21 protein-coding genes and 1 tRNA gene are annotated in these 25,701 nt (G+C 75.3%); 14 read left to right on the forward strand and 8 right to left on the reverse strand.

All coding sequences use genetic code 11. The features are described from left to right. The first annotated feature begins 373 nt into the window (after window positions 1–373). Window positions 374–1,672 (forward strand): M14 family zinc carboxypeptidase, encoded by a 1,299-nt coding sequence (locus ABZ924_RS28525; protein ID WP_361915716.1) that lies wholly within the window; start codon window positions 374–376, stop codon window positions 1,670–1,672. Here ABZ924_RS28525 and ABZ924_RS28530 read toward each other — a convergent pair. Next, entirely contained in the window at window positions 1,662–2,165 is a 504-nt protein-coding gene (locus ABZ924_RS28530; RefSeq protein ID WP_361915719.1) for a GNAT family N-acetyltransferase, read from the reverse strand. The genes ABZ924_RS28525 and ABZ924_RS28530 overlap by 11 nt on opposite strands. Window positions 2,166–2,390: 225 nt before the next feature. On the opposite strand from ABZ924_RS28530, the gene ABZ924_RS28535 reads away from it, so the two are divergent. Both ABZ924_RS28535 and ABZ924_RS28540 read left to right on the forward strand, forming a co-directional pair. Then, the gene (locus ABZ924_RS28535) at window positions 2,391–2,774 is read left to right on the forward strand and encodes a hypothetical protein (protein ID WP_361915722.1); all 384 of its coding nucleotides are present in this window, start codon (window positions 2,391–2,393) and stop codon (window positions 2,772–2,774) included. Continuing rightward, window positions 2,771–4,591: a caspase family protein gene (locus ABZ924_RS28540; protein WP_361915725.1), complete on the forward strand. Its 1,821-nt coding sequence runs from the start codon at window positions 2,771–2,773 to the stop codon at window positions 4,589–4,591. The genes ABZ924_RS28535 and ABZ924_RS28540 overlap by 4 nt, the downstream gene beginning before the upstream one ends. Window positions 4,592–4,956: 365 nt before the next feature. On the opposite strand, the gene ABZ924_RS28545 is transcribed toward ABZ924_RS28540, so the two are convergent. After that, window positions 4,957–5,517: a DUF1707 and FHA domain-containing protein gene (locus tag ABZ924_RS28545; protein WP_361915727.1), complete on the reverse strand. Its 561-nt coding sequence runs from the start codon at window positions 5,515–5,517 to the stop codon at window positions 4,957–4,959. Between the two features lie 171 nt (window positions 5,518–5,688). On the opposite strand from ABZ924_RS28545, the gene treZ reads away from it, so the two are divergent. Further along, window positions 5,689–7,440 (forward strand): malto-oligosyltrehalose trehalohydrolase, encoded by a 1,752-nt coding sequence (gene treZ, locus ABZ924_RS28550; protein WP_361915730.1) that lies wholly within the window; start codon window positions 5,689–5,691, stop codon window positions 7,438–7,440. A gap of 16 nt (window positions 7,441–7,456) precedes the next feature. Here treZ and ABZ924_RS28555 read toward each other — a convergent pair whose 3' ends face one another. The 3 genes from ABZ924_RS28555 to ABZ924_RS28565 form a co-directional block, all read right to left on the reverse strand. Further along, complete coding sequence (locus ABZ924_RS28555) at window positions 7,457–8,581, reverse strand: aminopeptidase P family protein (protein ID WP_361915733.1); 1,125 nt, start codon at window positions 8,579–8,581, stop codon at window positions 7,457–7,459. Window positions 8,582–8,688: 107 nt separating this feature from the next. Then, window positions 8,689–9,204 carry a hypothetical protein gene (locus ABZ924_RS28560; protein WP_361915736.1) on the reverse strand — a complete coding sequence of 172 codons (516 nt, stop codon included), beginning with the start codon at window positions 9,202–9,204 and terminating at the stop codon, window positions 8,689–8,691. 84 nt (window positions 9,205–9,288) lie between these two features. Then, window positions 9,289–10,140, reverse strand: coding sequence for a LysR family transcriptional regulator (locus ABZ924_RS28565; protein WP_361915738.1), 852 nt, complete (start codon window positions 10,138–10,140; stop codon window positions 9,289–9,291). A gap of 94 nt (window positions 10,141–10,234) precedes the next feature. On the opposite strand from ABZ924_RS28565, the gene ABZ924_RS28570 reads away from it, so the two are divergent. Beyond that, window positions 10,235–11,029, forward strand: a complete 795-nt coding sequence (locus tag ABZ924_RS28570; RefSeq protein WP_361915741.1) for a hypothetical protein — start codon at window positions 10,235–10,237, stop codon at window positions 11,027–11,029. 79 nt (window positions 11,030–11,108) lie between these two features. Then, window positions 11,109–11,181, forward strand: a tRNA-His gene (locus ABZ924_RS28575). Between the two features lie 83 nt (window positions 11,182–11,264). Here ABZ924_RS28575 and ABZ924_RS28580 read toward each other — a convergent pair. Beyond that, on the reverse strand, window positions 11,265–12,020 hold the full coding sequence (locus ABZ924_RS28580; RefSeq protein ID WP_361915744.1) for an alpha/beta hydrolase: 756 nt from the start codon (window positions 12,018–12,020) through the stop codon (window positions 11,265–11,267). A gap of 126 nt (window positions 12,021–12,146) precedes the next feature. Continuing rightward, complete coding sequence (locus ABZ924_RS28585; RefSeq protein WP_361915747.1) at window positions 12,147–12,359, reverse strand: hypothetical protein; 213 nt, start codon at window positions 12,357–12,359, stop codon at window positions 12,147–12,149. 53 nt (window positions 12,360–12,412) lie between these two features. On the opposite strand from ABZ924_RS28585, the gene ABZ924_RS28590 reads away from it, so the two are divergent. Next, complete coding sequence (locus ABZ924_RS28590) at window positions 12,413–13,156, forward strand: hypothetical protein (RefSeq protein WP_361915750.1); 744 nt, start codon at window positions 12,413–12,415, stop codon at window positions 13,154–13,156. Here the strand turns inward: ABZ924_RS28590 and ABZ924_RS28595 are convergent. Continuing rightward, window positions 13,143–15,203 carry a phosphocholine-specific phospholipase C gene (locus ABZ924_RS28595; protein ID WP_361915753.1) on the reverse strand — a complete coding sequence of 687 codons (2,061 nt, stop codon included), beginning with the start codon at window positions 15,201–15,203 and terminating at the stop codon, window positions 13,143–13,145. The genes ABZ924_RS28590 and ABZ924_RS28595 overlap by 14 nt on opposite strands. 197 nt (window positions 15,204–15,400) lie before the next feature. On the opposite strand from ABZ924_RS28595, the gene ABZ924_RS28600 reads away from it, so the two are divergent. The 7 genes from ABZ924_RS28600 (at window position 15,401) to ABZ924_RS28630 (ending at window position 25,681) form a co-directional block, all read left to right on the forward strand. Next, entirely contained in the window at window positions 15,401–17,863 is a 2,463-nt protein-coding gene (locus tag ABZ924_RS28600; RefSeq protein ID WP_361915756.1) for a hypothetical protein, read from the forward strand. Window position 17,864: 1 nt separating this feature from the next. Continuing rightward, the gene (locus tag ABZ924_RS28605) at window positions 17,865–19,211 is read left to right on the forward strand and encodes a hypothetical protein (RefSeq protein WP_361915759.1); all 1,347 of its coding nucleotides are present in this window, start codon (window positions 17,865–17,867) and stop codon (window positions 19,209–19,211) included. Then, window positions 19,208–22,120 carry a GTPase-associated protein 1-related protein gene (locus ABZ924_RS28610; protein ID WP_361915762.1) on the forward strand — a complete coding sequence of 971 codons (2,913 nt, stop codon included), beginning with the start codon at window positions 19,208–19,210 and terminating at the stop codon, window positions 22,118–22,120. Before ABZ924_RS28605 ends, ABZ924_RS28610 begins: the two co-directional genes overlap by 4 nt. After that, window positions 22,117–23,865, forward strand: a complete 1,749-nt coding sequence (locus ABZ924_RS28615; protein WP_361915765.1) for a hypothetical protein — start codon at window positions 22,117–22,119, stop codon at window positions 23,863–23,865. Before ABZ924_RS28610 ends, ABZ924_RS28615 begins: the two co-directional genes overlap by 4 nt. A 47-nt stretch (window positions 23,866–23,912) precedes the next feature. Further along, window positions 23,913–24,041 carry a hypothetical protein gene (locus tag ABZ924_RS28620; protein WP_361915768.1) on the forward strand — a complete coding sequence of 43 codons (129 nt, stop codon included), beginning with the start codon at window positions 23,913–23,915 and terminating at the stop codon, window positions 24,039–24,041. Between the two features lie 36 nt (window positions 24,042–24,077). Then, window positions 24,078–24,740 carry a VWA domain-containing protein gene (locus tag ABZ924_RS28625; RefSeq protein ID WP_361915800.1) on the forward strand — a complete coding sequence of 221 codons (663 nt, stop codon included), beginning with the start codon at window positions 24,078–24,080 and terminating at the stop codon, window positions 24,738–24,740. 131 nt (window positions 24,741–24,871) lie between these two features. Beyond that, window positions 24,872–25,681 (forward strand): protein phosphatase 2C domain-containing protein, encoded by an 810-nt coding sequence (locus ABZ924_RS28630; protein WP_361915771.1) that lies wholly within the window; start codon window positions 24,872–24,874, stop codon window positions 25,679–25,681. Window positions 25,682–25,701: the final 20 nt, after the last annotated feature.

Below are 25,701 nucleotides of genomic sequence, written 5' to 3' on the forward strand. Positions count from 1 at the left end.
CCGCCGGCCGCCGTACCGCTCCGGCGGACAAGGATCTTGGCTCTGCCCGTGTTCCGCCGCCGTCATCGTCGTTGGTACGTACGGGGGCCCATCCCAGCCCCGCCGGCGTTTGAGGCGAACGGGGGTCCGGGGGCGGAGCCCCGGTTTCGGGAAGGGGCGGGGAGGGGACAAGCTCCGCGCAGCGGACCCGACGCGACCCAGCGGCGGCGGGCACCACCCCGGCGGCCCCGCCGGGCCGCAGCCGACCCCCGCAGCCGCCACCGGCACCCGCAGTAACCCCTTTGGCCACGACCAGCCCGCCAGCCAGGCGATTTCGGGAAGTGCGGGGCGTGCGGAGCAGTAGGGGGCGTGCACGGCGGGCATTGCATCAGACGTGACCCTCCTCCGAGACATGCGCTACCCCACACCGCGCGAACTCGCGCTGGCCGCCCGCGCGCTGGCGGACGAGCACCCGCACCTGGCCCGGCTCCGCCGCACCGGCAGCTCCCGGGCCGGGGAGCCGCTCTGGCTGCTCTCCGTCGACCCCGGCGGAGCCGAACCGCCGGGCCGCGGTGTGCTCGTCGTCGCCGGAGCCCACGCCAACGAGCCCGTCGGCGGCGCCACCGCGCTGGCCCTGGCCCGCCGCATCGTGCAGGGCGGGGCGCCGCGCGCCGGCTGCGGCTGGCACTTCCTGCTGTGCGCCGATCCCGACGGGGCGGCCCTGCACCGCACCCCGCGCCCGTACTCGCTGCTCGACTACCACCGCAACTTCTACCGGCCGCCCGGCCCCGAACAGCCCGAGTGGGCACCGTCTTTACTGCCCCCGGACCGGCTGCCGCCCGAGACCCTGGCACTGACCGCCCTCATCGACGAACTGCGCCCGGCGCTCCAGGTCTCCCTGCACGGCACCGACCTCGGCGGGTCCTGGGTGCAGCTCACCCGGGACATACCGGGCCTCGCCGAGCCGTTCGCCAAGTCAGCCGCCGAGCTGCGCATCCCCGTGGAGACCGGGGCCTCGGACGCGGCCGGCTGGCCTTCCCCCGGCCCGGGCATCTTCGTGATGCCGGACCAGGAGGCGGCGGCGGGCTCGGCCGCCCCGGGGGCCTTCCACCCGGAGGACACCCGGCTCAGCACCTGGTGCCGGACCCACCGCTACGCCGGCACCACCGCCATCGTCGAAGTCCCCATGTGGGCGTCGGACCTGGTGGACGACCCCGCCCCGCACCCGGACCCGCGGGGGGCGCTGCTCCTCCTGGCCGGGCGCCTCACCGCGGACGCCGCACTCGTGGCGGCCGTACGGCGGGAGGCGGCCGACGCCGTGGCGTCCGCGGGCCCCGCGGACGCCCCGCTGCTGCGCGCCGTCGACTGGACGCTCGGCCTGATCCCGCAGATCACCGCCGAGTGGACGGGCAGCCGGGCTCCCGCCGAGGCGACCGCGGCCCGCATCGCCAGCATCGACGCCTTCGGGCGGCGGCTGTCGCTGCGCGCCGCGGCGATGCTGCTGCGCGTGCTGCGCGGGCAGGAGCATCCGGCCGCGCCGGGCCTGGACCGCCTCGTCACGGGCTGGTGCACGGAGTTCGCGGCCCGGTTCCAGGCCAGATGGATACCGGTGGCCACCCAGGTCGAGCACCAGTCCCGTACGGTCCTGGCCGCGTACGAGCGGCTGCTGGCGGGCGGAACGCTCAGCCCGTAACAGGAGCGGGCGCAGGCGGCACAGGCGGCACAGACAACACATCCAGCGAATACCGCCGCTTGGGCAGACCACGGGCCCCGATCCGGTCGTAGAACCGGATCGCGCCCTCGTTCCAGTCGGGGGTCTGCCACTGGACCTGCTCCATGCCGAGCTCCCGGGCGAGCGCGGCCACACCGTCCACCAGGGCGGCGCCGATTCCGTGGCCGCGAGCGCCCTCGGCGAGGTAGAGGCAGTCCATGTGGAGGTAGTGGCGGGCGTCCCAGAACGCGAACTCGGCCGAGCAGGCGGCGTACCCGACGACGCCCCCGTCCGGCCCCTCGGCCAGCAGCACCCACAGCCGCGCCCCCTCGGCGAACAACTGCGGCCCGAGCCGCTCCCCCAGGTCCGCCGGCCGGGGCGCGGCCTTCTCGTACGCAACGTGCTCATGCATGAGCTCGACGAGCCGCGGCAGATCCCCGGGCCGCACCGGCCGCACAACAGACGTGTGATCCATGCGCCCATCATCACCCGCGGCCGACCCGGCCCCTCCGCCGGGAGGACGTCGGAACCCGTCGACTTGCTTCACGCTTCACCTACTTCACTGCCCGACGCCTCGCGACCTGCCCACCGGCCCGCCCTGTCGGCCGGCCGGCAGACAGGGCGGTTGCCAGGTACCCCTGACCAGGACCACACTGGGAACCATCCAGCACCGTTCCCCTTCCCCGAGAGGGGTGAGCCGGTGAATTCGCTGCAGATATTCCTTTCCGAAGACGGAGCGGAAGCCGAGCGCCTGGATTGGCTGGCCGGCGTCCTGCGGCAGGACCTGCTCCAACTCGATGTTGACGAAGTAACCACCGTGCGGCGCGGGGATGACCCTGCCGGTGCGCGGGGAGTTGCCGTCGAGGCCGGAGCCCTGCTCGTCGACTTGGGATCGTCCGTCGCAGTCCTTCGGGAGGTTCTCCACGCTGTCATGGACTGGTGGCGGCGCAGCCGGAGCCGGCCGACCATCCGGCTGGAGATGGACGGAGACGTGCTGGAGATCTCCGAGGCGTCCACGGGCCAGGTGGACAGGTCGTTCGAACTCTTCGTCAACCGGCATTCCACGCACGGGGCCGCCCCATGAACGATTCACGCTACGCCCTGATCATCGCCAACGACGACTACGAGAACCCGGGACTCAGGAAGTTGGTGTCACCGGCCGCGGACGCCCTGGCCTTGGCGCGCGTCCTCTCCGACCCGAAGATCGGGAACTTCGACGTACAGGTGGCCCAGAACCAGCCCTCGTATGTGATCGCGCGGAAGATCGACGATTTCTTCGATGACCGAAAGCCCGGCGACGCCCTGATCGTGCACTTCTCCTGCCACGGGCTGAAGAGCGAATCCGGGCAGCTCTTCTTCGCGGGGATCGACACCGTGCCGGGCAAGGCCTCCACTGCAGTATCAGCGGACTTCGTCCGCGACCGCGTGTCCTCGAGCCGGGCGCAGAGCATCGTGCTCTTCCTCGACTGCTGCTACGGAGGCGCCTTCTCGCCCGGGATGACCGTGCGGGCGGGCGAAGACGTGCACGTACTCGAGGCCTTCTCGAGTGAGAAACTCGGTGGCGGTCGCGGCTGGGCGGTGATTACCGCATCCAACTCCATGGAGTACGCCTTCGAGGGAACTCAGCTCAGTGGCGAGTTCGACACTCCCCAGCCGTCTGTTTTCACGGGTGCACTGGTGAACGGGCTCACCACGGGCGAGGCAGACCGCGACGAGGACGGCCTGGTGTCCCTCAACGAGCTCTACGACTACGTCTACGAGCAAGTGCGACAGAAGAACCCGCGCCAGACGCCCAGTCGCACCATCAATCTGCAGGGTGACCTGTATGTGGCGCACAGCGGCCGCAAGAGGATCAAACCGGCCAAGCTTCCGCCGGACCTGCAGGAGGCCATCTCGAGCCCGAACGTCTTCACCCGGCGGGGAGCCATCACGGAGCTCCGCTTCCGCATGACGAGCACGGACCTCGAAAACGCGGTGGGTGCGCGCCAGGCACTGGTCGAGATGTCGAACACGGAAATTCAGTGGGTCGCCGACGAAGCCGCCGCCGCTTTGCGTGAAGTCGCGCTCAGCCCCGACCCGTCCACGCTGGACTTCGGCACCCTGACCGAGGGATCGCCCTCGCCCCGCAAGGAAGTGCGCCTGCCGGGTCCGCCGCTCGCGCGGCAGTGCGAGGCCAGCTCAGAGGACGACCGCATCAGCGTGCAGAAGACGGCTGACGGCCTGGAGATCTCGGTTGACACCTCGCGGGCCGGGCAACTGAGCGGAGACATCCTCCTGAAGGGCGCAGCCGGTGAGGCCACGCTTCAGGTCAGCGGGGAGATCACGCCCAAACGGGCGGAGCGGCCGCACGCCGCCCAAAAGACCGTTACGCCGCCCCCACGACAGGATGCGATGGAGCAGCCGCTACTCCAGCAACCTCGACGCCCCTCGCCTCGGACACCGCTCCAACCGAAAGCCAGACAGACCCCGCTTCACCCGAGAGCCAAACGAGCCCTCGTACTGTCCGGCTGTGCCCTGGCGGCAGAAGTCGCCGCGCTGGTGTGCCTCGTGGCGAGTTTCACGTCCGCCCTCTATGTCCAATCGGACATCGCCACAGAAGCGGACAAAGGGGTTGCGTTCGAGAAAGCAGTACAGATCACGATGTCGAACGTCGTGATCATGGGCGGGAACGCACTGGCCTCGATTTTCGCAGCACTCGCCGCGATTGCGCTCGGACGGATCGCCAGGCACGACTTCGCCGCGGCATCCGCAGCGGCAGGCGCGGTGAAGAGGACCGCCCATCCGGGAATTGACCGCGTAAGGAAAGTGCTCCTCCCCGCCACCGTGATGCTGGCCCACATCACGTTCCCCCTGGCGCTTCTGCTCCTAGGGGCGTACGTGTATTGCCTGGCTGCGCAGTAACCCAGCCCGCGTCGGGCATGCTGGCATGCCGGCATGCCGCCCTGCGGGACGGTGGAATAGTGGAAGGGATCGCCCTGGGCGCGGGTCCGGCGGCGCGTGCGCTGGACGGTCGCGCTTCCGCTGCGCTGCCTGCCGACGCCCACGGCGTGATGGTCGTCGACAAGGCCAACTCGAAGCCGGGAAGCCCGTTTAGGCCATCAAGGGAAGCGAGTTCACCGCCAAGAGCACGTACTCGATCACCGGTATCAAGCGCGGGGGAAGCAGAGCGCGAACTGCCAGCAGGGCTACCGCGACGGAGCCGCGGCGGCGAAGGAGGACCGCTGCAGCTGATCCGGCGAGGCGAGAGGCGAGACGACCGAGACGACCTAGTCCGCCGACAGGCGGAAGGCCATGCGGCCGAAGCCGACCTGGTCGCCGGCGCGGACCACGATCGAGCCGGTGACCCGGCGGCCGTTGACGGTGGTGCCGTTGGAGGAGCCGAGGTCGGTCAGGATCCACCTGCCGTCCCGCCGCACGAGTTCGGCGTGGACCCGGGAGACCGTCTCGTCCGTCAGGCGCAGGACGTTGCCCGGGTCGCGCCCGATCCGCAGGGCCGGCCCGTCCGGGTGGGGCAGCAGCAGCTTCGGGAGCCGCTCGGCGTTCCAGGCGCGCCGGATGCCGGCGGACACGGCGGACATCCTGCCGACCCATCCGAACACGCGGCCGGTCCAGCGGCCTTCGGGTTCCGGCTCGACGAGGTCGGCGGTGAGGACCGCGAGTTCGTCGGCACGGCGGGCGGCGAGGGCGAGTTCCATCCGGCGCACGAAGGTGTCGTGGGACATCTTGCCCATGGCCGCACCCTCGCGGAGCTGGACCAGGACCCAGTCCCGCTCCGCGTCGGAGAGACGGGGGACCGGGTAGGCGGAGAAATTGAAACTCGACGTCACAGGGTGATTGTCGGCCCGTCAGGGCCGTAGTGTCCAGAACTGTCCCGGCCGTCCCGCGATGATGGCTCGGCGACGGCTGCCTCGGCGCATGGCGAGGCACCTGGCGAGGCACATGGCAAGGCACATGACGGGGCACACGTTCCGGTGGCACTGCTGACGAGGGGACCGCCCGTGCAGTTCGAGGTGTGGGCACCACTGACGGACCGGGTCGCGCTGCGACTCGGCGACGCCGCGTACGAGATGGCGCGCGATCCGGACCGCGACGGCTGGTGGGTCGCCGAGGCCCCGGCCGCCGACGGGGACCGCTACGGGTTCCGGCTGGGCGAGGACCCGGTCGTACGGCCCGATCCGCGCGGCCGGCGGCTCCCGGACGGCCCGGACGGCCTGTCGGCGGTGGTGGACGTGGAGTCGCTGGCGCAGGGCGGGCCGGCGGCCTCGCCGGGGGTGCGGCTGCAGGACGCGGTCCTGTACGAGCTGCACGTCGGGACCTTCACCCGGGACGGCACCTTCGACGCGGCCGCCGCGCGCCTGCCGCACCTGGTCTCGCTCGGCGTCACGCACGTCGAGCTGATGCCGGTCTGCCCGTTCCCCGGCCGGCACGGCTGGGGGTACGACGGCATCGCGCCGTGGGCGGTGCACGAGCCGTACGGCGGTCCGGCCGGGCTCGCCCGGTTCGTGGACGCCGCCCACGCGGCGGGCCTGGGGGTGGTGCTGGACGTGGTCCACAACCACCTCGGCCCGTGGGGCAACCACCTCCCGGCCTTCGGCCCGTACTTCACCGACACCCACCACACCCCGTGGGGCGCGGCGGTCAACCTGGACGCCCCGGGCTCGGACGAGGTGCGCGCGTACCTGATCGGCAGCGCGCTCGCCTGGCTGCGCGACTACCGGATCGACGGGCTCCGCCTCGATGCGGTGCACGCGCTGGCCGACGAGCGGGCGCTGACGTTCCTGGAGGAGCTGTCGGCGGCCGTGGACGCGCTCGCCGCCGAGACCGGCCGTCCGCTGTTCCTGATCGCCGAGTCCGACCGGTGCGATCCGCGGACGACGACCCCGCGCGCCGCCGGCGGGCAGGGCCTGCACGCCCAGTGGAACGACGACTTCCACCACGCCCTGCACGCGGCCCTGACCGGCGAGTCCCAGGCCTACTACGCGGACTTCGCCGAGGCCCCGCTCGCCGCCCTGGCCAAGACCCTGACGCGGGCCTTCTTCCACGACGGGACCTGGTCCTCCTTCCGGGGCCGCACCCACGGCCGGCCCGTGGACCGGCGCCGCACCCCCGCCCACCGGTTCCTCGGCTACGGCCAGACCCACGACCAGATCGGCAACCGGGCGCTCGGCGACCGGCTCTCCGCCTCCCTCACGCCGGGGCTGCTGGCGTGCGCGGCGGCCGCCGTGCTGACCGGGCCGTTCGTGCCGATGCTGTTCATGGGCGAGGAGTGGGGGGCCGGCACGCCGTGGCAGTACTTCACCGACCACCCGGACCCGGGGCTCGCCGAGGCGGTGCGCACGGGCCGGCGGCGGGAGTTCGCCGCGCACGGCTGGAAGGCCGAGGAGGTCCCCGACCCTCAGGACCCGGCCACCCGAGACCGGTCCTGCCTGGACTGGGCCGAGCCGGAGCGCGACCCGCACGCCCGGCTGCTGGCCTGGTACCGGACCCTGGTCCGGCTCCGGCGCGGCCACCCGGACCTGCGCGACCCGGACCTGGCCTCGGTGCGCGTGGCGTACGACGAGGAGCGGCGCTGGCTGACCTTCCGGCGGGGCGACGTTCGGGTGGTGCTGAACCTCTCCGACGAGCCGGCGACCATCGCGCTGGGCCGCAACGGCGTTCGGGTGCTGGCCGCCTGGGAGCCGGTGGACCACCCGGGCCCGGACGGCCGGCTCCACGTCCCGGCGCACACGCCGGTGCTGCTGGCGCCGTAGCCCCGGGGGCGGTGCGCTACTCGACGACCGCCAGCTCGCGCGGGGCGGCGTTGAGGCTGCGGCCGCCGTCCTCGGTCACGGTGACGATGTCCTCGATGCGCACGCCGAAGCGGCCGGGCAGGTAGATGCCCGGCTCCACGGAGAAGCACATCCCGGGCACCAGGGGCTGCTCCTCGCCCTCGACCATGTACGGCGGCTCGTGGGTGGTGACGCCGATGCCGTGGCCGGTGCGGTGGATGAACCGGTCGCCGTACCCGAACTCGGTGATCACCGCGCGGGCCGCCCGGTCCACGTCCTGGCAGGCGATCCCGGGGCGGACGGCGGCGGAGGCCGCCCGCTGGGCCTCGCGGACGATGTCGTGGACGCGCTGCTCCTCGGCGGTGGGCTCGCCCACGTGCACGGTGCGGGAGATGTCGGAGCCGTAGCCGTGCTTGAGGCCGCCGAAGTCGAGGACGACCATGTCGCCGCGGGCGATGACCCGGTCACCGGCCTCGTGGTGCGGGTTGGCGCCGTTGGGGCCGGAGCCGACGACGGTGAAGTCGACCTGGGAGTGGCCGTGTTCGCGCAGCAGCGCGGCCAGGTCGGCGGCGACCTCGTGCTCGCGCCGGCCGGCGAAGGGCACCTCGAGGATCCTGGCGTACGCGGCGTCCGCGGCCGCGCCGGCCGCCGCGAGGCGCTCCAGCTCGCGGGGGTCCTTGACGGCGCGCAGCATGGGCAGGGCGTCGGTCAGCGGGGTGTACGAGGTCCCCGGCAACTCCCGTTGGAGGCCGAGCAGGTGCAGGGCCCAGGTGTTGTCGCTGACCGCGAAGCGGCCGCCGGCCGGGAGGTGCTCGGCGGCGATCCGGTACGGGTTCTTCCCGTCGACCCAGTCGCGCAGGCCCAGCGCGGCCGCTCCCGGGGCCGCAGCGGCGTCGGGGGCTTCGAGCGCGGGCACGACGAGTACGGGGTCGCGGTCGGCGGCGAGCACGAGCAGGGTCAGCCGCTCGGTGTCGGCGGGCGGCCGGTATCCCGTGAGGTGGACGAGGTCGGGCCCGGGGGCGACGAGCACCCCGTCGAGCCCGGCCTCGGCCGCGGCGTGCAGGGCGGCGTCCATCCGGGCGGCGTGGTCGGCGGCGGTGAAGGGCTCGGGTGCGAAGTCCATGCGGTGATCCTCCCGCTGCGGACCGCCGGGCGCGAGGGGATTCGGCCGGGCCGGCCCGCGGCGGGCGGGACGGCCCGGCGGCCCGCCGCGGCCGGGTCCGGCCGGATTCAGGTGCGGCAGCGCCGCGCGTAGTACTGCCAGGTCAGGGCCGCCAGCAGCGGGCCCCACAGGACGAACAGGCCGCTGGTCACGGCGGCCAGCAGCGCCCACCACCCGTTCGCGAAGTGCGGTGAGGCCACGCCCGCCAGGCCGAAGGTGCCGAGGACCCAGTCGGCGAGCAGGGCCAGCGCCCCCAACGAGGCGAGGACCGCCGGGACGAGGACCACCGCCGGGCGGACCGGGCGGCCGCCGATCAGCGGGACCCGCTGCGGCACCACCTCGCCCCAGCCGCGTACCAGGGCGAAGCAGGACAGCGCGGCGAGCTCCGACAGGATGCTGAGCCCGAAGATGTACGGCACGGAGAGCCAGAGGGAGTCCGGGAAGGGCCCGTCGTCCCGCAGCCCCATGGGGAAGTGGAAGGCGAACGGCAGCCGCCACAGGCACACCGGCAGCATCAGCAGCGGGATCGCGCGGGCGACCCGCTCGGCCCAGCGGGGCACCGGGCGCATCGTTGTCTCGGTCATGGGACCAGCCTGGCGCGGAGGGGCGGTGCGGGGCGTCGGTCCGTGGTGGTCACCGCGCTCCCCCGTGCGGGGGAGGCGGATCGGCTACGGGGTGGACGCCGAGGTGAGGCGGGCGGCGAGGGCGGCGGCCGCGCCGGTCGGGGCGCCGGGGCTGAGCAGTTCCGTACGGTGCACCAGGCGCGGGTCCGCCAGCGGTACGGCCGTCCCCGCGCCGGCGGCCTCGGCGGTCCGGCGCGGCAGCAGGGCCAGGCCGTGTCCGGCGGCGGCGAGGGCGCACAGGGCGTGCAGGTCGGTGCCCTCGTAGCGCAGGGCGGGGGTGGTGCGGACGGCGGCGGGGGTGAGGCCGGAGTGCGGGGCGTCGAGCCAGCGCGCGTCGGCGAGGTCGTCCAGCCGGACGGAGGGCCGCCCGGCGAAGGGGTGCCCGGCCGGGAGCAGCACGGCGAGCTCCTCCTCGCCGATGCCGGTGACGGCGAGCGGGGCCACGTCGGGGAGTCGGAGCGGGTCGCTGCGGGCGGCGAGGCCGTCGACGAGCCCGAGGTCGCAGCCGCCGGTGGCGACGGCGGCGGGCACCTCGCAGCGCGGCAGCACCCGCAGCTCCACCCCGGTGGCGGGCAGCGCCGCGAGCAGCCGGGGCCCGACGGCGAGCGGGGAGGCGGCGAGGGTGACCCGGCCGGGCGGCGCGGCGGCCAGCCGCAGCACGTCGGCGCGGGCCGCGTCGAGCCGCAGCAGCAGCGGCCCGGCGTGCTCCAGCAGCCGGACGCCGGCCGGGGTGGGCTCCACGGGGCGCCGGGTGAGCAGCTCGGTGCGCAGGTCGCCCTCGAGGGCGGCGACGTGCTGGGAGACGGCGGACTGGGTGTAGCCGAGTTCGCGGGCGGCGGCGGAGAAGGAGGACAGCCGGGCGACGGTGACGAAGGTGCGCAGGAGGTGCGGATCCATGGCCCTCAGCTTGGCACGGCCATCAGCTCTGCTTATCGGGGGTGCAGGAACAATCGTTGGCGCTGAAGACAGGTGCACGGCCAGGATGATCCGCATGACGACCGCGAACCCCGCGCAGCCCGCGCCCGCCTCTCCCGCCGCCTCCCCCGTCGCCCGGATCGCCCTCGTCGGCGACCGCTCCCCGCACGTGACGTCCCACGTCCGGATCCCGGTGCTCTTCGACGCCCTGGCCTCCCGCGACGGGCTCGTCCTCGACGCGTACTGGATCCCCACGGCCGACGCCGAGGCCGAGGCGGCCTCCGGGGCGCTGGCCCGCTTCGACGCCGTGTGGGTGCTGCCGGGCAGCCCGTACGCCAGCGAGGCCGGTGCGCTGGCCGCGATCCGCGTGGCCCGCGAGGAGGGCATCCCGTTCCTCGGGACGTGCGGCGGGTTCCAGCACACGCTGCTGGAGTACGCCCGCTCGGTGTGCGGGCTGACCGGGGTCGCGCACGCCGAGAACGACCCCGACGGGGAGGACCTGCTGATCGCGCCGCTCGCCTGCTCGCTCGTCGGGCACGAGGGCCTCGTACGGGTGGAGCCCGGCACGCTGGCCGAATCCGTGCTCGGGGCCGAGCGGAGCATGGAGCACTACCACTGCAACTACGGGCCCGACCCGCGGCACCTGCCGACGCTCACCGCGCACGGGCTGCGGCTGACCGGGCGCGACGAGGACGGGCAGGTCCGGGTCGCGGAGCTGCCGGGCCACCCGTTCTTCCTGGCCACGCTGTTCCAGCCGGAGCTGCACGGCGACGGGACCCGCCCGCACCCGATCGTCAAGGCGCTCGCGGCGGCCGCGGTCGCGCACGCCGCCGACCGCACCGGGCAGGAGGCCGTCGCCCTCACCGCGTGAGACGCCGCGGCGCAGGACCACCCCGCTGATCGGCTATGCTGTGCATGCACATCGAACGGGTGGTCCGCCGCCCTTCGTGGTGGGTGTAGCTCAGCTGGTAGAGCACCTGGTTGTGGTCCAGGTGGCCGCGGGTTCGAGTCCCGTCACTCACCCTGTTGGTCCCGTAGGGGCACGAGGTCTTCCTCGTGCCCCTACGGGCTTTTCGGGCCGGGGCGGGGCGGCGCGGCGCGGCAGGTCAGCTGCGCAGGAAGTCCTCGACCGCTGTGACGAAGGCCACGGGCGTCTCGTGCGGCGGGTAGTGGCCGGCGCCGGCCAGGGGGTGGACCCGGCAGTTCGGGTACGAGACCTGCCAGGTGGCGCGCATCACGTCGGGGGTGAGGGCGAGGTCGTGCTCCCCGACGAGGACCAGCACCGGGACGGTGTTGCCCTTGACCGCGGCGGACAGGTCCAGCGGCTGCCAGCTCTCCAGGTACGCGCCGAAGGCCTCGGGGCGGGAGACGGCGAGGGAGTGCGCGACCATGCGGTTCAGCCAGTGGCCGCTCGCGCGGTGGCCGGTGACGAGGTCGAGGATGATGCGCCGGTTCTCCGGGGCGGCCGCCGCGCCGTGGAAGAGGGCGTGGGTGGCGTCGTCCATCTCGTACGGGGCGGCCGGGACCGGATTGATGCCGATCAGCTTTTCGACGCGCTCGGGGGCGCGGACCAGGACCTGCTGGGCGGCCTTGCCGCCCATGGAGTGGCCGATGAGGGAGAAGGTGTCCCAGCCGAGCTCGTCTGCGAGGGCGAGGACGTCGTCGGCGATCTCGGGGAGGGTGTAGCGGCCCTCGACGTCCCGGCGGTCGCCGTAGCCGCGGTAGTCGAGGAAGGCGTACGAGAACCCCTGCGGGTCCAGGTAGTCCAGCACGGAGCCCCAGTTGGCGGAGGTCCCGAACCAGTCGTGCAGCACGATGGCGCGGACGGGTCCGGTGCCGATCCTGCGGTGGGCGATGGCCATGCGGTCTCCCTCGGTGACGGGTGGCGGAGTTGCGGTCCGGCGCCGGCCTCCGGCGGCACGGCGGTGCTGCCGGAAACCGACGCACTACGTCCTGCCCACCCCGCCCGCCCCCACACCGCCCGGACGTCACGCCACCGTGTACGCGGGGTCCCCGTCGTCCCCGTCCCCCTCTGGGTCAGGCCCGTTCCTGCCGGACCCGGCGATCCCGTACGCCCGGACCTCGGCCGGCAGCCGGTCCATGGCCGCCTCTTTCTCCGCCGGCGCCCGGTCGGGCAGTCCAGCCGCCGCCCGGCGCTCGTGCACCTGCCGCTTGGCTTCCTCCCAGCTGGTGCTCTTCATGCGTAACTCCCTGGTGCCGGGCCCGGGCTGAGGGCAGGACCTACCATCACACGGTGAAACCGATATCCCGCACGGTGCGGGTCAGCGTCAGCGGTGGGCGGGGCGCCGGGGCGGGCCACCCGTACCATCCCGCAGCGTACGAGGTCCTCGCACCCGGCGACATCGCCGACGTGCTCGCCGCGTGGCCGGGGGCGGCCGCCGGACCCGGTGGGTCCTTCGAGTGCATGTGCCTCGACCACTTCGGGCGGGTCACGCTGTACGAGGCGAGCGGGCAGGTCGTCCGCTCGCTCTCCCCGGCCCGCGCCGAACCCCTCGCGCGCCTGCTCGACTCCCACGTGCCGGACGGAATACCGGCCCGGCACCGCGACCGGTGGGTGCGGGCGGCGCCCGCGGGGCTGCGGGAGTACGCCGAGGCCCTGGCCCGCGGCGCAGCCCCGGACGGGCCGCGTCCCCCGGTACCGCTCGCCGCGGTGTTCGGATGGCTCGGGGCACGCCGGGAAGAGCCGGACGACGCGGCGTCGGTACTGGCCGAGGCGGCCCCGCTGCGGCTGCTCGCGGACGCCCCCACGGCGGACCTCGCCTGGGCGGTCCGGCAGACCGACCGCGCCGGACTCGAAGGGGCCGTACGGTTCTTCGCCGGCGAGCACTTCACGGCCCGCCACCCCAAGCGCCGCCGGGTCCCGGACACCGCGCGCAACCTGCTGCTGGCGCACGCCCGCAGCCACCGCCCCGGCGACCTGGCGGTCCTGGAGCGGCGGCTGCTGAGAGGGGCCGAGGACCGGGTCAGACGGTCCTGAGGGCGGGGTCCGAGAGGCTCGGGGTGCCCGTTTCCACGTGGCCGGCGAAGCGGCGCAGGAAGGTGGTGTCGAGGTCCGAGACGACCTTGACGTCGTACCAGCAGGACGAGGCGCGCAGGTCCACCGTGTGCGAGGCGGTGGCGCCGGCGGCGACGCGCAGGGTCTGGGCCGCGCCCCCGTAGGCGTTGGTCACCGTCAGGTTGACCGCGGCCGTACCGGAGTTGACCAGGGTCAGCAGCAGGTTGCCGGTGGCGGTGTCGTGGCGGGCCGTGACCTCGGGGCCGGCCTTCTTCGCCGGGCCGCGCCAGGTGCGCAGGAACCCGTTCGGGCCCCAGACCGTCAGGTCGATCCTGTTGCCGGTGGAGCTGCTGGTCGACCAGGTGTCCGAGAGGGTCTTGCCCGCCTCGACCGTGTAGGGCCACGGGCCGTCCGTACGGTTGCCCGAGGTGCTGTGGAAGTGGGCGCCCAGGGTCGGGCCGGAGGAGAAGGTCAGGGTGAACTTGCCCGTGGAGACGGTGGCCTTGCCGTCCACGTACGGGGCGTAGCCCAGCGCGCGGGTCGGCTTGGAGCCGGCCTCCTGCTTGGGCAGGGTGCCCGTCGCCGGCGGGACCGGGTGGTAGGAGGGGTGCGCGTTGTGGTCCGGGGGGAGGTAGCCGGCCGTGGAGGGCAGGGACGCGGGGGTGGCGTCGGCCCGGGTGAAGTCGAAGGCCGAGGTCAGGTCTCCGCAGACCGCGCGGCGCCACGGGGAGATGTTGGGCTCCTGCACCCCGAACCGCTTCTCCATGAAGCGGATCACCGAGGTGTGGTCGAAGGTCTCGGAGCAGACGTAGCCGCCCTTGCTCCACGGCGAGACCACGATCATCGGCACGCGGGGGCCGAGGCCGTAGGGGCCGGCCGTGTAGCCGCCGCCACCGGGGTAGAGGTCGCGCGTGACGTCCGCCGTGGACAGGCCCCAGGCCGAGGACGCCGGCGGGTACGGGGGCACGACGTGGTCGAAGAAGCCGTCGTTCTCGTCGTAGGTGATGAAGAACGCCGTCTTCGCCCACACCTGCGGGTTCGCGGTCAGCGCGTCGAGGACCTGCGAGATGTACCAGGCGCCGAAGTTGACCGGCCAGTTCGGGTGCTCGCTGAACGCCTCGGGCGCGGCGATCCAGGAGACCTGCGGCAGGGTGCCGTTCACGACGTCGGCGCGCAGGCGGTCGAAGTAGCCGTCGCCCGCCTTGGCGTTGGTGCCCGTACGGGCCTTCTCGTACAGCGGGTCGCCCGGCTGGGCATTGCGGTAGCTGTTGAAGTAGAGGAGCGAGTTGTCGCCGTAGTTGCCGCGGAAGGCGTCGCCGATCCAGCCCCAGGAGCCCGCCGCGTTCAGGCCGTCGCCGATGTCCTGGTAGATCTTCCAGGAGATCCCGGCGGCCTCCAGGCGCTCGGGGTAGGTCTTCCAGCCGTAGCCGGCCTCCTGGTTGCCGAGGACCGGGCCGCCGCCCGTGCCGTCGTTGCCGGTGTGGCCCGTCCACATGTAGTAGCGGTTGGGGTCGGTCGCGCCGATGAAGGAGCAGTGGTAGGCGTCGCAGACGGTGAAGGCGTCGGCGAGCGCGTAGTGGAACGGGATGTCGTTCCGCGTCATGTACGCCATCGTCGTGGCCGTCTTGGCCGGGACCCACTTGTCGTACTTGCCGTTGTTGTAAGCCTGGTGGCCGCCGGCCCAGTCGTGGTTCAGGCCCTCGACGAACTGCATCCCGAGGTCGCTCACCTGCGGGTTGAAGGGGAGGATGTCCTTCGTCCCGTTGGACTGGTAGAAGACGGACTTCCCGTTGTCCTGGAGCACCGGGCGCGGGTCGCCGAAGCCGCGCACGCCCTTCATCGTGCCGAAGTACTGGTCGAAGGACCGGTTCTCCTGCATCAGGACGACGATGTGCTCGACGTCCTGGATGGTGCCGGTGGTGACCTGTGCGGGGATGGCGGCCGCCCGCGCGATGCTCTCGTTCAGCATCGCGGCGGCGGCGCTGCCGCCGGCTATCTGCAGGAACCGGCGGCGGTTGAGTTCAGCCATGGATGACGACCTCTGCGGGTGAGGGGGGTGTCGAGGGGCGCCCCAAGGACAGCGGGTCCGGGGTACCGGCCGGGGATCAAACCGTGACGCCTCGCGGTACAGCGGGAGAACGCAAAGCCCTCCCGCACGCTCCGCGCATCTGCTGGAATGACCTCCCACACACTGTGCACGGGGGAACACGGGGGAACAGGGAGTTCATGACGGGAACCGGGTTCGGGCATGCCCTCGGGCCGTCCCGCGCACTTCCCGGCCTGCCGATCGCTCCGCTGGTGGAACGGTACGGGGAACTGCTGGCGGCGCAACAGGGCCTGGGATTGCGCCACTTGGGCGAGTTACTCGTCCCGCCGGGAGGGCGGCTGCGCGTGCTCGACGGGGTCTTCGCCGTCGAGGGGCGCGGGCGGCGGCATGTGGGCGCCGGGGTGCTGCGGGGGCTGGCGGGCGGGGCGGGCGCGTCCGGGGCCGGGTCGGCGGCCGGGGCATGGGCGGGCGGTGGCTCCGCCCGCGCGGTGCTGCTGGAGCGGCTGGCGGGCATCCAGGAGCGGGATCCCGCCGCGCTGCGGAGGATCCTGCTGTACCAGCTGGTGCAGCTGCTGCACGAACACCCCCGCGGGGACCGGCCGGAGGCCGCCGCCGCACTCGGCATCGATCCCGGCGAGGCGGCCGCCCTGGCGCAGGCCGCGGCCCGGCGGCCCCGGCTCGACGCCGGGCAGCGGGCCGCCGCGGAGCAGCTGGAGGACGTATGGCTGGCCGGGCGGGTCCGGGCCGCCGCGGCGTGCGCGGCCGTGCTGCCGCCGGCCGGCGGGGACCCGCTGCTCGCGGGGCGGCTGGCCGAGGTGGCGGAGCGGGTGCGGGCGGTGGACGCCCTGCTGGAGGAGGCCCGGCGCGCGGAGGAGCGCGGGGGCGGGGAGGAAAGGGAGCGGGCCGCAGCCCGGTACGCGGCCGCGGCCCGGCTGGCCTGGGACTGCCCGCGCGCAGTGCGCGGCCTGGTCCGCACCCACCGCCCGGTGTCCGCGGAACCCGGGGCCGCCGGGGCCGCCGGCCCGCTGGAGGCCGTCCTCACGGCGGACGGCGTCACCCTGCGGCGCCCCCGGGAGACGGGCCCCGGTCCGGGTCCGGGTCCTGACCCGGACGCATACACGGCGGGCTCCGACCCGCAAGGATCCTGGCGGGTGGTCAGACTCACCCGCGGCGAACCCGTCGCCGCACCGCTGACCCAGCTCCGGGGCGACCCTGCGACCGGCCCCGTCCGGGACCCCGCGGCCCCCCTCGGCCGCCAGGTCCGCTACGTGGCCCTGCCGGTCCCCCGGCCCGGCCCGCACCCGGACCGGGCCCCGGGCGGCGCGTGGTGGCCGCTGATCAGCCGGGTCCTGCTGGTGGCGCCCGAGGCGCAGTTGCCCGCCGTCGCCGACGGGTGCGCCCGCATCGGGGCCTCCTGGCTGCGCCCCGCCGGCGCCTCGGGCGTCGAGGTCACGCTGACCGGCCCCGACGGCCGGGAGGTCCCGCTCCCGCCCGTGAGCCCGGAGACGGGCCCGGCCGCCCCCGGGCCCGGCGCGGCCGGCGGTTCCGTGGCGGCCGGCTCCGGGCTCGCGCAGCCGCGGGAAGGGGTGGTGGTCCGGGGGCTCGCCGTCGGGGGCTACGTCCTGCGGGTGCGGTGTCGGTACGCGGCCGGCGCAGGGCGGGAGGTGTTGTCCGGCGGGGTGCGGCTCGCGGTGCGGGTGCATGCCTGGCCCGAGGCCGTGACCTCGCTGGACGCCCGGCCGCGGGACGGGGGCGGAAGCGGGGTGCGGCTCCGGTGGGCCGGGGGCGCCGGGGCCGAGGTGCGGTTCGTGCAGTGGCCCGGCGACGGCCCCGCCGAGGGGGCCGAGTTGGCCGCGGCCGACGTACCGCCGCCGCTGCCCTGGGTGGAAGCGGACGGGGTGGCCCATCCCCCGCCCGGCACGCTCACGGTCGTCCGGGCCGTGGCCCTGCTCGGCGAGCGCGCCCTCGCCGGCCCCGGCGCCGCGGTCGAGGCCCCCGAGCCCGTCACCCGGCTCGCCGCCCACCGGACCACCGCCGGCCGCGCCCGCATCAGCTTCGACTGGCCGGACCACGCCGGCCGGGTCATCGTCGCGGCCACCGCCGAGCCCTCCGGCGAGCGCACCGAACACCCCGTGGTGCGGGCGGTGTTCCTGCGCGAGGGGCTCGAGCTGCCCGTCGGCCCCGGCGCGGTGCGGATCACCGCGTACGCGGCCCCGCGCAGCGCGCACGCCACGGTCGCCGTCCCCGCCGGGGCCGAGGAGGTCCTGCTGCCCGCCGACATAGCCATCGCCTACCGCGTCCTGCCCGGCCCGCGGCGGATGCTGCGGCGCGGCCCCGCCGTCCTGCGCGTCACCCTGCTCGCGCCCGGCGGCGATCCGGGGGCCGGGCTGCCCGATTTCGTCCTGGTGGCGCGGGAAGGCGGCGACGGCGACCGGACGGCGCGCCCGCACCGGCCCGCCGACGGCGTCGAGCTGTGCCGGGTCGCGGGCAGCGAGTTGGCGGCCGCGGGCACCGTCGAACGCGAGATCGACCCCCGCCGGCCCCGCGGCGGCCCGTACGCCGTGCGCGGCTTCCTCCTCGGCGGCCGTGCCGCCTCCGTCCGGCTCGACGAGCCCTCCCTCACCTCCCTGGTGGTCCGCTGACATGACCTCCGTCGTCTGCCCCTACTGCTTCGACCGCTCGGCCGCCGCCCGGCTGCCGTACCGCTGCCAGATGTCCGCGACCGGCGTCCGCGGCGGCAAGCCGTGCACCCCCGAACTCGACGGCGTCTGGGCCGAGTTCATGGGCCCCAGCGTGCCGCCCGCACTGACCATGCGCGGCCCGGTCTTCGCCGCCCCGCGCGGCCTGGCCGGCCGGATCGGCGGCGGCGGCGCGTCGCGCGCGGACTGCCCGCACTGCGGGGTGTCCAGTCCGGTCCGGGTCTGCCTGCGCTGCCACAGCGACTTCCCCAGCGACTACTGCGACCAGGACACCCGCATCATCGCCCTGCTCGGGCCCAAGGCGTCCGGCAAGAGCACCTACGTGTCGGTGCTGATCAACGAGCTGCGCAACCGGGTGGGCCGGGCGTACGGCGCCTCCATCACCCCGATGGGCGGCGAGAGCCAGCGCCGCGACCGCGAGATGGCCGAGGACCTGTACGACCGGCTGCGGCTGCCGGAGGCGACCCGGCCGGCCGCGCTCGGCTTCAACGACCCGCTGCTGTACCGGCTGAGCCTGCCGCTGCGCCGCCGGCTGCGCGGGGACGGCAGCCGGCACACCGCCCTGGTGTTCTTCGACGCGGCCGGCGAGGACCTCGGCAGCAGCGAGGCCATGGACCGCTACACGCACTACCTGGCCGCCGCCGACGGCATCATCCTGCTGGTGGACCCGCTGCAGATGCGGGCCGTACGGGACCAGCTGCCGGTGGACGCCGGGCTGCCGCTGCCCACCGTGGAGACCCCGCCGCAGCAGATCGCGGCCGACCTGGCCGCGCAGCTGCGGGCCCGCGGACGGGGCAGCTCGCGGGGGCGGGTCACCACTCCGGTCGCGGTCGCCGTGACCAAGACGGACTCCCTGTTCTCCCTGGTCGGGCCGCACTCCCCGCTGCGCCGCAACGCCGGCCACGCGGGCGGCGCCGTGGACGACGACGACCGGCTGGCGGTGCACGAGGAGATGCGAGCGCTGCTCGACGGCTGGGACTCGGGGGCCCTCTTCCGGCAGCTGGAGCGCGACTTCGCGCAGCTGTCGCTGTTCGGGCTCTCGGCGCTCGGCTCGCCGCCGCCCGCGCACGCCCCGGCCGACGCCCCCAAGTCGGGGCCGCAGCCGCTGCGGGTGGAGGACCCGCTGCTGTGGCTGCTCGGACTCGGCGGACTGCTGCCGCGCAGCACCGCGGGCGCCGGCAGGCCGGGCCAGCTCGGCGGACCGGTCGGGCCCGTCGGGCCGGTCGGGCCGGTCGGACCCGCCGGACCGGGGTCGGCGGACGCGGCGTACGCACCGGGAGGAGAGGCGTGAACCTCGCGCAACTGCACTACACCTCCGCGCCGCCCGGCCCCGACGGGTCGGGCTTCCGGTTCACGGCCGTCAGCCCCGGTGTGCCGGTCTCGCTGCTGCGCGAGGCCGAGCTGCTGATCGGGTACGAGCCGCCCCGGGACGCGCCGCCGCGGCCGGACCCTGCGCAATTGGGCGCGTTCCCCGAGGCCCTGAGCCTGAGCGTGCTCTCCGACGGCAGCCGGCTGCTGGCCCGCGCGGTGTACACGGGCGCCGACTACAGCGGGCGGTGGGGCAACTTCCACGCCCACGCCGTCCACCTGCCCGGCGCGGAGGGGGCGGCGCAGGACGGGGACGGGGCGGCGCAGGACGGGGACGGGCCGGGCCGGCCCGCGGCCGTGGGACGGCTGCCGATCACCGCCTGGGGCTCGCCGCAGTGGGCCGCCGAGAGCCCGCCGCCCGGGACGCCGCTGCCGCCGCTGGCCTCCGTACCGGCGCCGGGACCCGTCGACCGGGCGGCGCTGGCGGAGTTCGTGGCCGCGCGGGGGCCGTGGCTGGCGGGGTTCTTCGCCGATGTGCGGCGGCTCGGCGAGGACGCCGCGGCCCCGCAGATCGTGCTCGTGGAGTCCGACAGCGGGGCGGTGGCCCGCTGGATCCTGCTGGCGTGCAGTGTGCTGCCGCACCGGCGGGGCCAGTGGCTCACCTTCACCACGTACACCCGGCGCCCCCAGCTGGCCCGGCAGCAGATCGTCGGCGTGGTGCCGGAGGACGGGCTCGCCCTGGCCGGGCAGGAGCACCGCTACCGGGTGTACGACGCCGCCCGGGCCGCGGCCCCCGCTCCGGCCGCGGACGCCTGGGCGCGCACGGCCGCGCTGGTCTGGCTGGCGCAGCGGGAGGAGTTGTTCGCGGAGGTCCGCCGGCTGTCCGCCGCGGCGTACGAGGCCGGGCCGCTGGCCGCGCTCGCGCTCGCCGCCGGCGTCGGCCTGGACTCGGCGGGCCGGACCGCGGCCGCCGACTGGGCCGCCGGGCATCCGGACTCGCTGGACGGCGTACGACTGCACGCGCTGGCCGCGGCGCTGGGCGGCCCGGCCGCGGACCGGGGGCCGCAGGAGGCCGCCGCGTGCGCGCGGCTGCTGGCGGCGCTGGCCGGGCGGGTCCCCGCGGCGGTGAGCGAGCCGCTGGCCGCGCTGGCCCTGGCCTGGGCGGTACGGCACGGCGGCACCGCCCCGCCGGCCGGGCTGCTGGGCGAGGCGGCCCGGCTCCGGCTCGCCGCGGAACTCGGCCCGGAGCTACGGGCGGCGCTCACCGACCCGGGGCGGGACCCGGCGGAGCGGGTCGGCCTCCTGCAGGTCGCCGCGGAGCTGGGAGTGGCCACCACGGACCTCCTGCCGGACCTGGCCCGCCACCTGGCCGCGGCCCTGCTCGCCGACCCGGAGGCGGCGTACACGGGCGCGGTCCGCGAGGCCCTGGCTGCAGCCCCGGAACAACCGGTGCCCGGGCAGCAGGCCGGCCGGGCGGGGCCGTGGGACCAGGCGGGACCGGCGCGGGACGCGGGGCCGTGGGAGCAAGCGGTACGCACGCGGCCGGCGAACCAGGCGGAGCCGACGGAGCAGCTCTGGTATCAGGCGGGATCGGCGGGGCAGCCGAGCCAGGCCGGGCCACGGGACCAGGCGGCGCAGGCCGCACAGGCCGGCTTGGTCGGCCGGGTCGGGCCGCAGGCGGAGTCGGCGGGGGCATGGGGCCGGGCCGGGCCGACTGAGTCGGCGGCGGCAGGGGCGCAGGCAGGGCCGGCAGGGCTGCGGGAGTTGGTGTTCGAGCGGTTGGACCGGCTCGCTGTCGGGGATCCGGCGGCCGCGGCCCGGGTGTTCGCCCTCACCCGGTTGCGGCCGGGCGGGGCCGCGGTGCTGCCGCATCTGCGGATGTGCGCGCAGCCGCCGGCGTCCGGCGGGGACCGGGTGCGGGCGCTGACCGGGCTCGTCGCCGTGGCCGGCGTACCGCTGGAGGCGGATCCGCTGGTGCTGCGGACCGCGATGCGGCTCGTGTGGGGCGGGGAGCCGCCGGCCGCGGCCGAAGCCTGGCTGGTGCTCAGTACGACGGGACCCGCGCCGCACCGCGAGGCCGGCACCTGGGAGCTGCTCGTACGGGCGGCGGTGGACTCCCCCGCCGACGACCGGGCCGCGGAGGACCTGGCCCCCGAGCTGCTGCGGCACTTCGCTGCCGAACTGCCCGCCGGGCTGCGGCCGTCGCTGCTGATGCTGGAGCTGGCCGGGAACCTGCGGGCGGGCGTGGCGGGCCCGGGCTGGGTCCGCCAGGCCCTGGACCTGGCGACGCTGGACCCGGTGCCCGCCGCCCGGGAGCACGCCTTCGCGGCGGTGGGGGCGCGGCTGCTGGCGCAGGAGCGGCCGGAGAGCGAGCTGCGGGCGCTGATCGAGAGCAACGACGCCGCGCTGCTGGCCGCGTACCGGCGGGCGGCGCGGGAGCCTCGGGTCGTGGACCGGCTCCGGTTCAACGCCCGTTACACCGCCGAGTGCTTCGCCACCTGGTCCCAGCAGCCGCAGGCGGGCCCGGTCTGGCAGGAGGCTCGCGCGGACCTGCTGGACGGGGTGCTGCGGCCGGTCGTACGGGGCCTGCCGCCGGCCGATCTCACGGCGGTGGAAGAGGCCCTGGACCGGCTCGGCGGCCGCTGGGCGCAGGAGTTCCGCGCCTGGCAGCGGCCCCAGGGCGCGTTCGGCCGCCTCCGCGACCGCTTCGCCGCGCCCCGCCGCGCCAAGCCGGCCGCGCCCGCGCCCCCGCCGCCGCCGCGCAGCAGCCCCGCCGGCCCCCTGACGGCGCCCGAGGCCCCGGCGGCGCCCCCCGGTACCGGAAGCCCCGGTACCGGAACCCCCGGCTTCGAGGGCGGCGGCGCCGACGGGCGGGAGGGGTGGCCGAGGTGAGCGCCGACTACCGGACCGTGCTCCTGGTGCTGGCGGGCTTCACCGCGGCCGTCGGGGTCGCGGTGTGCCTGGCGTACGGGCTGTGGCGGTTCCTGGGGCTCGCCCTGCAGGCGTCCGCCACCGGGTTCGGGCCGCGGACCCCGGGGACCCCGGATCCGCTGATCGCCCCCTCCCCTCCCGGCGGTGAGCCCGCCCGGCCCGCCTACTGGGCCCGGCAGATGTGGGTGGACGCCCTGGCCGCGGCGGAGGCGGCCGCGCTGACCGTGTGGGACCAGCTCCTGCGGCACTGGCTCGGCGAGCTGGTGCGCGGCCGCCTGCTGCGCGGGCGCAGCGGTTTCACCGGGGAGGAGGCCGACCACGTCATCAGCCGCCTGGTGCTGCGGCTGATCGCCCCGGGGACGGCGGTGGCCGCGGTGCTGTCGGCGCTGCTTTCCTCCGCGCTGCTGCTCGGCGTCGCGGTCGCGTTCGCCGCACAGCTGGCGCTGGTGTTCCTCGTCGCGCTGGCCGGGCTGCTCGGCGGGCGGGCCGCGGACCTGCTGTGGAAGGGGGTGCGGGGCATCCGGATGAAGTGCCCGTACCCCGGCTGCTACCGGCCGTTCCCGCTGGCGGTGCACGTCTGCCCGGGCTGCGGCGCCGGCCACCGCGAGCTGCGGCCCGGCCGGTACGGCGCGCTGCGGCACGTCTGCCGCTGCGGGCGGGCCCTGCCGACCACGGCCCTGGCCGGGCGGCGCAAGCTGGCCGCCCTGTGCCCGCACTGCGGCCAGGGGCTGCCGGCGGCCGTGGGCACCACGCGGGTGGTGCACCTGCCGCTGATCGGCGGCACCTCCGCCGGCAAGACGATGCTGCTGGCGGCCCTGCTCGACGGCCTGGCGGCCTGGTCGCGCGAGTCGGCGCTCACCGTGGAGTTCGCCTCGGCCGCCGACCACCGCGACGCCACCACGCTGGGCCGCCAGGTGGATACCGCCGGCTGGGCGCTGAAGACGCAGGGCGGGCAGCCCCGGGCGCTGATGCTGCTGGTGGGGCGGGGCCGCGGGAGGCTGCGCAGGCAGCGGCTGCTGTACCTGTACGACCCGATGGGCGAGTCCCTGCGCGACGCGGACACCACCCGCCGCCAGGAGTACCTGGCGCATGCGGACGGGGTCCTGCTCGTCGCCGACGTGCTGGCCTCGCCCGTGGTCCGCCGTGCCCTGCGCGACGGCGACGGCCGGCTGGCGGTCGCCGCCCGGCCCGCCGACCTCGGGCCGGTGGAGACGTACGCCGGCTTCACCGGGGAGCTGCAGGGCCTGGGCGGCCGGCGCCGGCGGCTGGGGGTGGCGGCCGTGGTGACCAAGCGGGACGTACTGGACCGGTTGGACTCGCTGCCGCGGCCCGGCGACCGGCCGGTCGACGCCTGGCTGGCCGACATCGGCCTCGGGGAGCTGGTGCGCTCCCTCGGCCACGACTTCGCGGAGGCCCGCTACTGGGCGGTCAGCGCGCGGGCCGCGACGGGCGCGGGCGCGCTGGAGTCCGAGCAGCGGCGGGCGGCGGAGCCGGTGCTGTGGCTGCTGTCGCGGACGGGGCTGCGGGTCGGCCCGCGGGCCGCGGGGCCGGGCGGGCAGCGCCTGCCGCGGCTGCCCCGCCCGCGCGGACCCCGGAGCGCCGCAGGGGCGGTCGGGACGGACGGGTCGGGCGGCCAGGACGGCCGTCCGGGCGGTCCGGGCGGTGCTGCGGGCGGTCGTACGGCACCGGATCGATCAAGCCTGTGACGGGGGGCGGCCCCCATGGCTAGGGTCTTCGGAAGGAGCAACACCCCATGGTGACACCGCAGATCGTGCGCGGCCGGCGGCTGATGCTGGGCCTGCTCGTGACGGCGGTCGTGATGACGGCGGCCGCCGCGCTGGCGGCGCTGGTGCGGTACGTGCCGCAGTGGCTCGGGAGTTGAAGGAGAACGGCAGTGAGTGACATCCCCGGCGGGCCGATGGCGAACCGTCCGGTCCACTTCATCTGGCTGCTCGACTGCTCGTACTCGATGCAGGGCGAGAAGATCGGCCAGCTCAACTATGCGATCAGAGAGGCCGTCCCGGAGATGCGCTCGGTGGCGCAGGACAATCCGGCGGCCCAGCTGCTCCTGCGCACCCTCACCTTCTCCACGACGGCGCGCTGGCACCACCAGGACCCGGTGCCGGTGGAGAACTTCACCTGGCAGGACGTCCAGGTGGACGGCACGACCAACCTGGGCGAGGCCCTGGCCCTCGTGGCGCGGGAGCTGGACACCCCGCCGATGCCGCAGCGCGCGCTGAAGCCGGTGCTGGCGCTGGTGTCCGACGGGGTCCCGACGGACGACTGGAAGGCGGGGCTGCGGGCGGTCGACGCGACCCCGTGGGGGCGCAAGGCGGTCCGGGTGGCGATCGCGATCGGGGCGGACGCCGACCGCACCGTCCTGCAGGAGTTCCTCGGCAATCCGGAGCTCCAGCCGCTCGACGCCAACAGCCCCAAGCAGCTCGCGGCGGCGATCCGCTGGGCGTCGACGGCGGCGGTCAAGGCGGCCTCCCAGCCGGTGGCGGGGAGCGGTGACCCACTGGCCAAGCAGCCGCCGTACGCGCCGCCGGTGCTGGACGACGACGATGACGACGTGTGGTGAGCGGCCCCGTGTCACCGGAACCACCTGAGCCACCCGGGCCGCCCGGGCCGCCCGGGCCACCCGAACCCCCGGTACCGCAAGAGCCCCCGGTCCCGCCGGAGTGGGAGACGTTCCGGGAGAGCATCCAGGGGGTGAACAAGACCCGCAACCAGGACTACTGCGAGGTGGTGGGGCGCGGCACGGCAGAGGAGCCGCTGATCATGGCGGTCGCCGACGGCCACGGCTCGGCCGTGCACGCCCGCAGCCACCTGGGCTCCCGGTACGCGGTGGACCTCTTCGTCGACGAGGCCCGCCGGTTCGGGCAGCTCGCCCAGCCGCGCGGGGACGGGCGGCCGCCGAGCCTGGCCTGGCTGATGCACTACGCCGAGCACGCCTTCCCCCGCCAACTGGTCAGCTCCTGGCGGGAGAAGGTGCTGCGCCACTGGGCGCGCACCAGCTCCCACGAGGAGCCGCATACCTCGGAGAACGACAAGCTCCTGCTGTACGGGAGCACGCTCGTCGGCGCCGTGCTCACCCCCCGGCTGTTCGCGGCCTGGCAGCTCGGCGACGGCGAGCTGACGGTGATCACCGACACCGGCACGGTGACCGCGCCCCTCGCACCCGCCGAGGCGGACCTGGGCGACGAGACCGAATCGCTGTGCACCCCCGAGGCCTGGCTGCGCGTACGGACGCACTGGGCGCCGGTGACGGCGCCCTCCCGGGCGCCCCGCCTGGTCGCCCTCTCCACGGACGGGCTGTCCAAGAGCTTCGCCTCGGACCGCGGGTTCCTGCAGTTCATGGCCGGGATGGACGCCCGGCTGACGGGGGACGGCGCGGACACGGTCCGGGCCGTCCTGCCGGAATGGCTGGCCAAGGCCTCGCAGCACTCGGGCGACGACACGACGCTGGCGGCCGCCTGGAACACGGCAGCGGCAACGGCGGCAACGGCCGCGAAGACATGACACCGACAGACCCGTACGGG

Source organism: Streptomyces sp. NPDC046876, assembly GCF_040645035.1.
GTDB lineage: Bacteria > Actinomycetota > Actinomycetes > Streptomycetales > Streptomycetaceae > Streptomyces.

Excerpts from the sequence above, each read along its gene's own strand:
- ABZ924_RS28595 (WP_361915753.1), bottom strand. The coding sequence starts at position 15,203 with ATGGCTGAACTCAACCGCCGCCGGTTCCTGCAGATAGCCGGCGGCAGC.
- ABZ924_RS28560 (WP_361915736.1), bottom strand. The coding sequence starts at position 9,204 with ATGACCGAGACAACGATGCGCCCGGTGCCCCGCTGGGCCGAGCGGGTC.
- ABZ924_RS28565 (WP_361915738.1), bottom strand. The coding sequence starts at position 10,140 with ATGGATCCGCACCTCCTGCGCACCTTCGTCACCGTCGCCCGGCTGTCC.
- ABZ924_RS28555 (WP_361915733.1), bottom strand. The coding sequence starts at position 8,581 with ATGGACTTCGCACCCGAGCCCTTCACCGCCGCCGACCACGCCGCCCGG.
- ABZ924_RS28530 (WP_361915719.1), bottom strand. The coding sequence starts at position 2,165 with ATGGATCACACGTCTGTTGTGCGGCCGGTGCGGCCCGGGGATCTGCCG.
- ABZ924_RS28580 (WP_361915744.1), bottom strand. The coding sequence starts at position 12,020 with ATGGCCATCGCCCACCGCAGGATCGGCACCGGACCCGTCCGCGCCATC.
- ABZ924_RS28625 (WP_361915800.1), top strand. The coding sequence starts at position 24,078 with ATGGCGAACCGTCCGGTCCACTTCATCTGGCTGCTCGACTGCTCGTAC.
- ABZ924_RS28585 (WP_361915747.1), bottom strand. The coding sequence starts at position 12,359 with ATGAAGAGCACCAGCTGGGAGGAAGCCAAGCGGCAGGTGCACGAGCGC.
- ABZ924_RS28570 (WP_361915741.1), top strand. The coding sequence starts at position 10,235 with ATGACGACCGCGAACCCCGCGCAGCCCGCGCCCGCCTCTCCCGCCGCC.
- ABZ924_RS28605 (WP_361915759.1), top strand. The coding sequence starts at position 17,865 with ATGACCTCCGTCGTCTGCCCCTACTGCTTCGACCGCTCGGCCGCCGCC.
- ABZ924_RS28620 (WP_361915768.1), top strand. The coding sequence starts at position 23,913 with ATGGTGACACCGCAGATCGTGCGCGGCCGGCGGCTGATGCTGGGCCTG.
- ABZ924_RS28600 (WP_361915756.1), top strand. The coding sequence starts at position 15,401 with ATGACGGGAACCGGGTTCGGGCATGCCCTCGGGCCGTCCCGCGCACTT.
- ABZ924_RS28540 (WP_361915725.1), top strand. The coding sequence starts at position 2,771 with ATGAACGATTCACGCTACGCCCTGATCATCGCCAACGACGACTACGAG.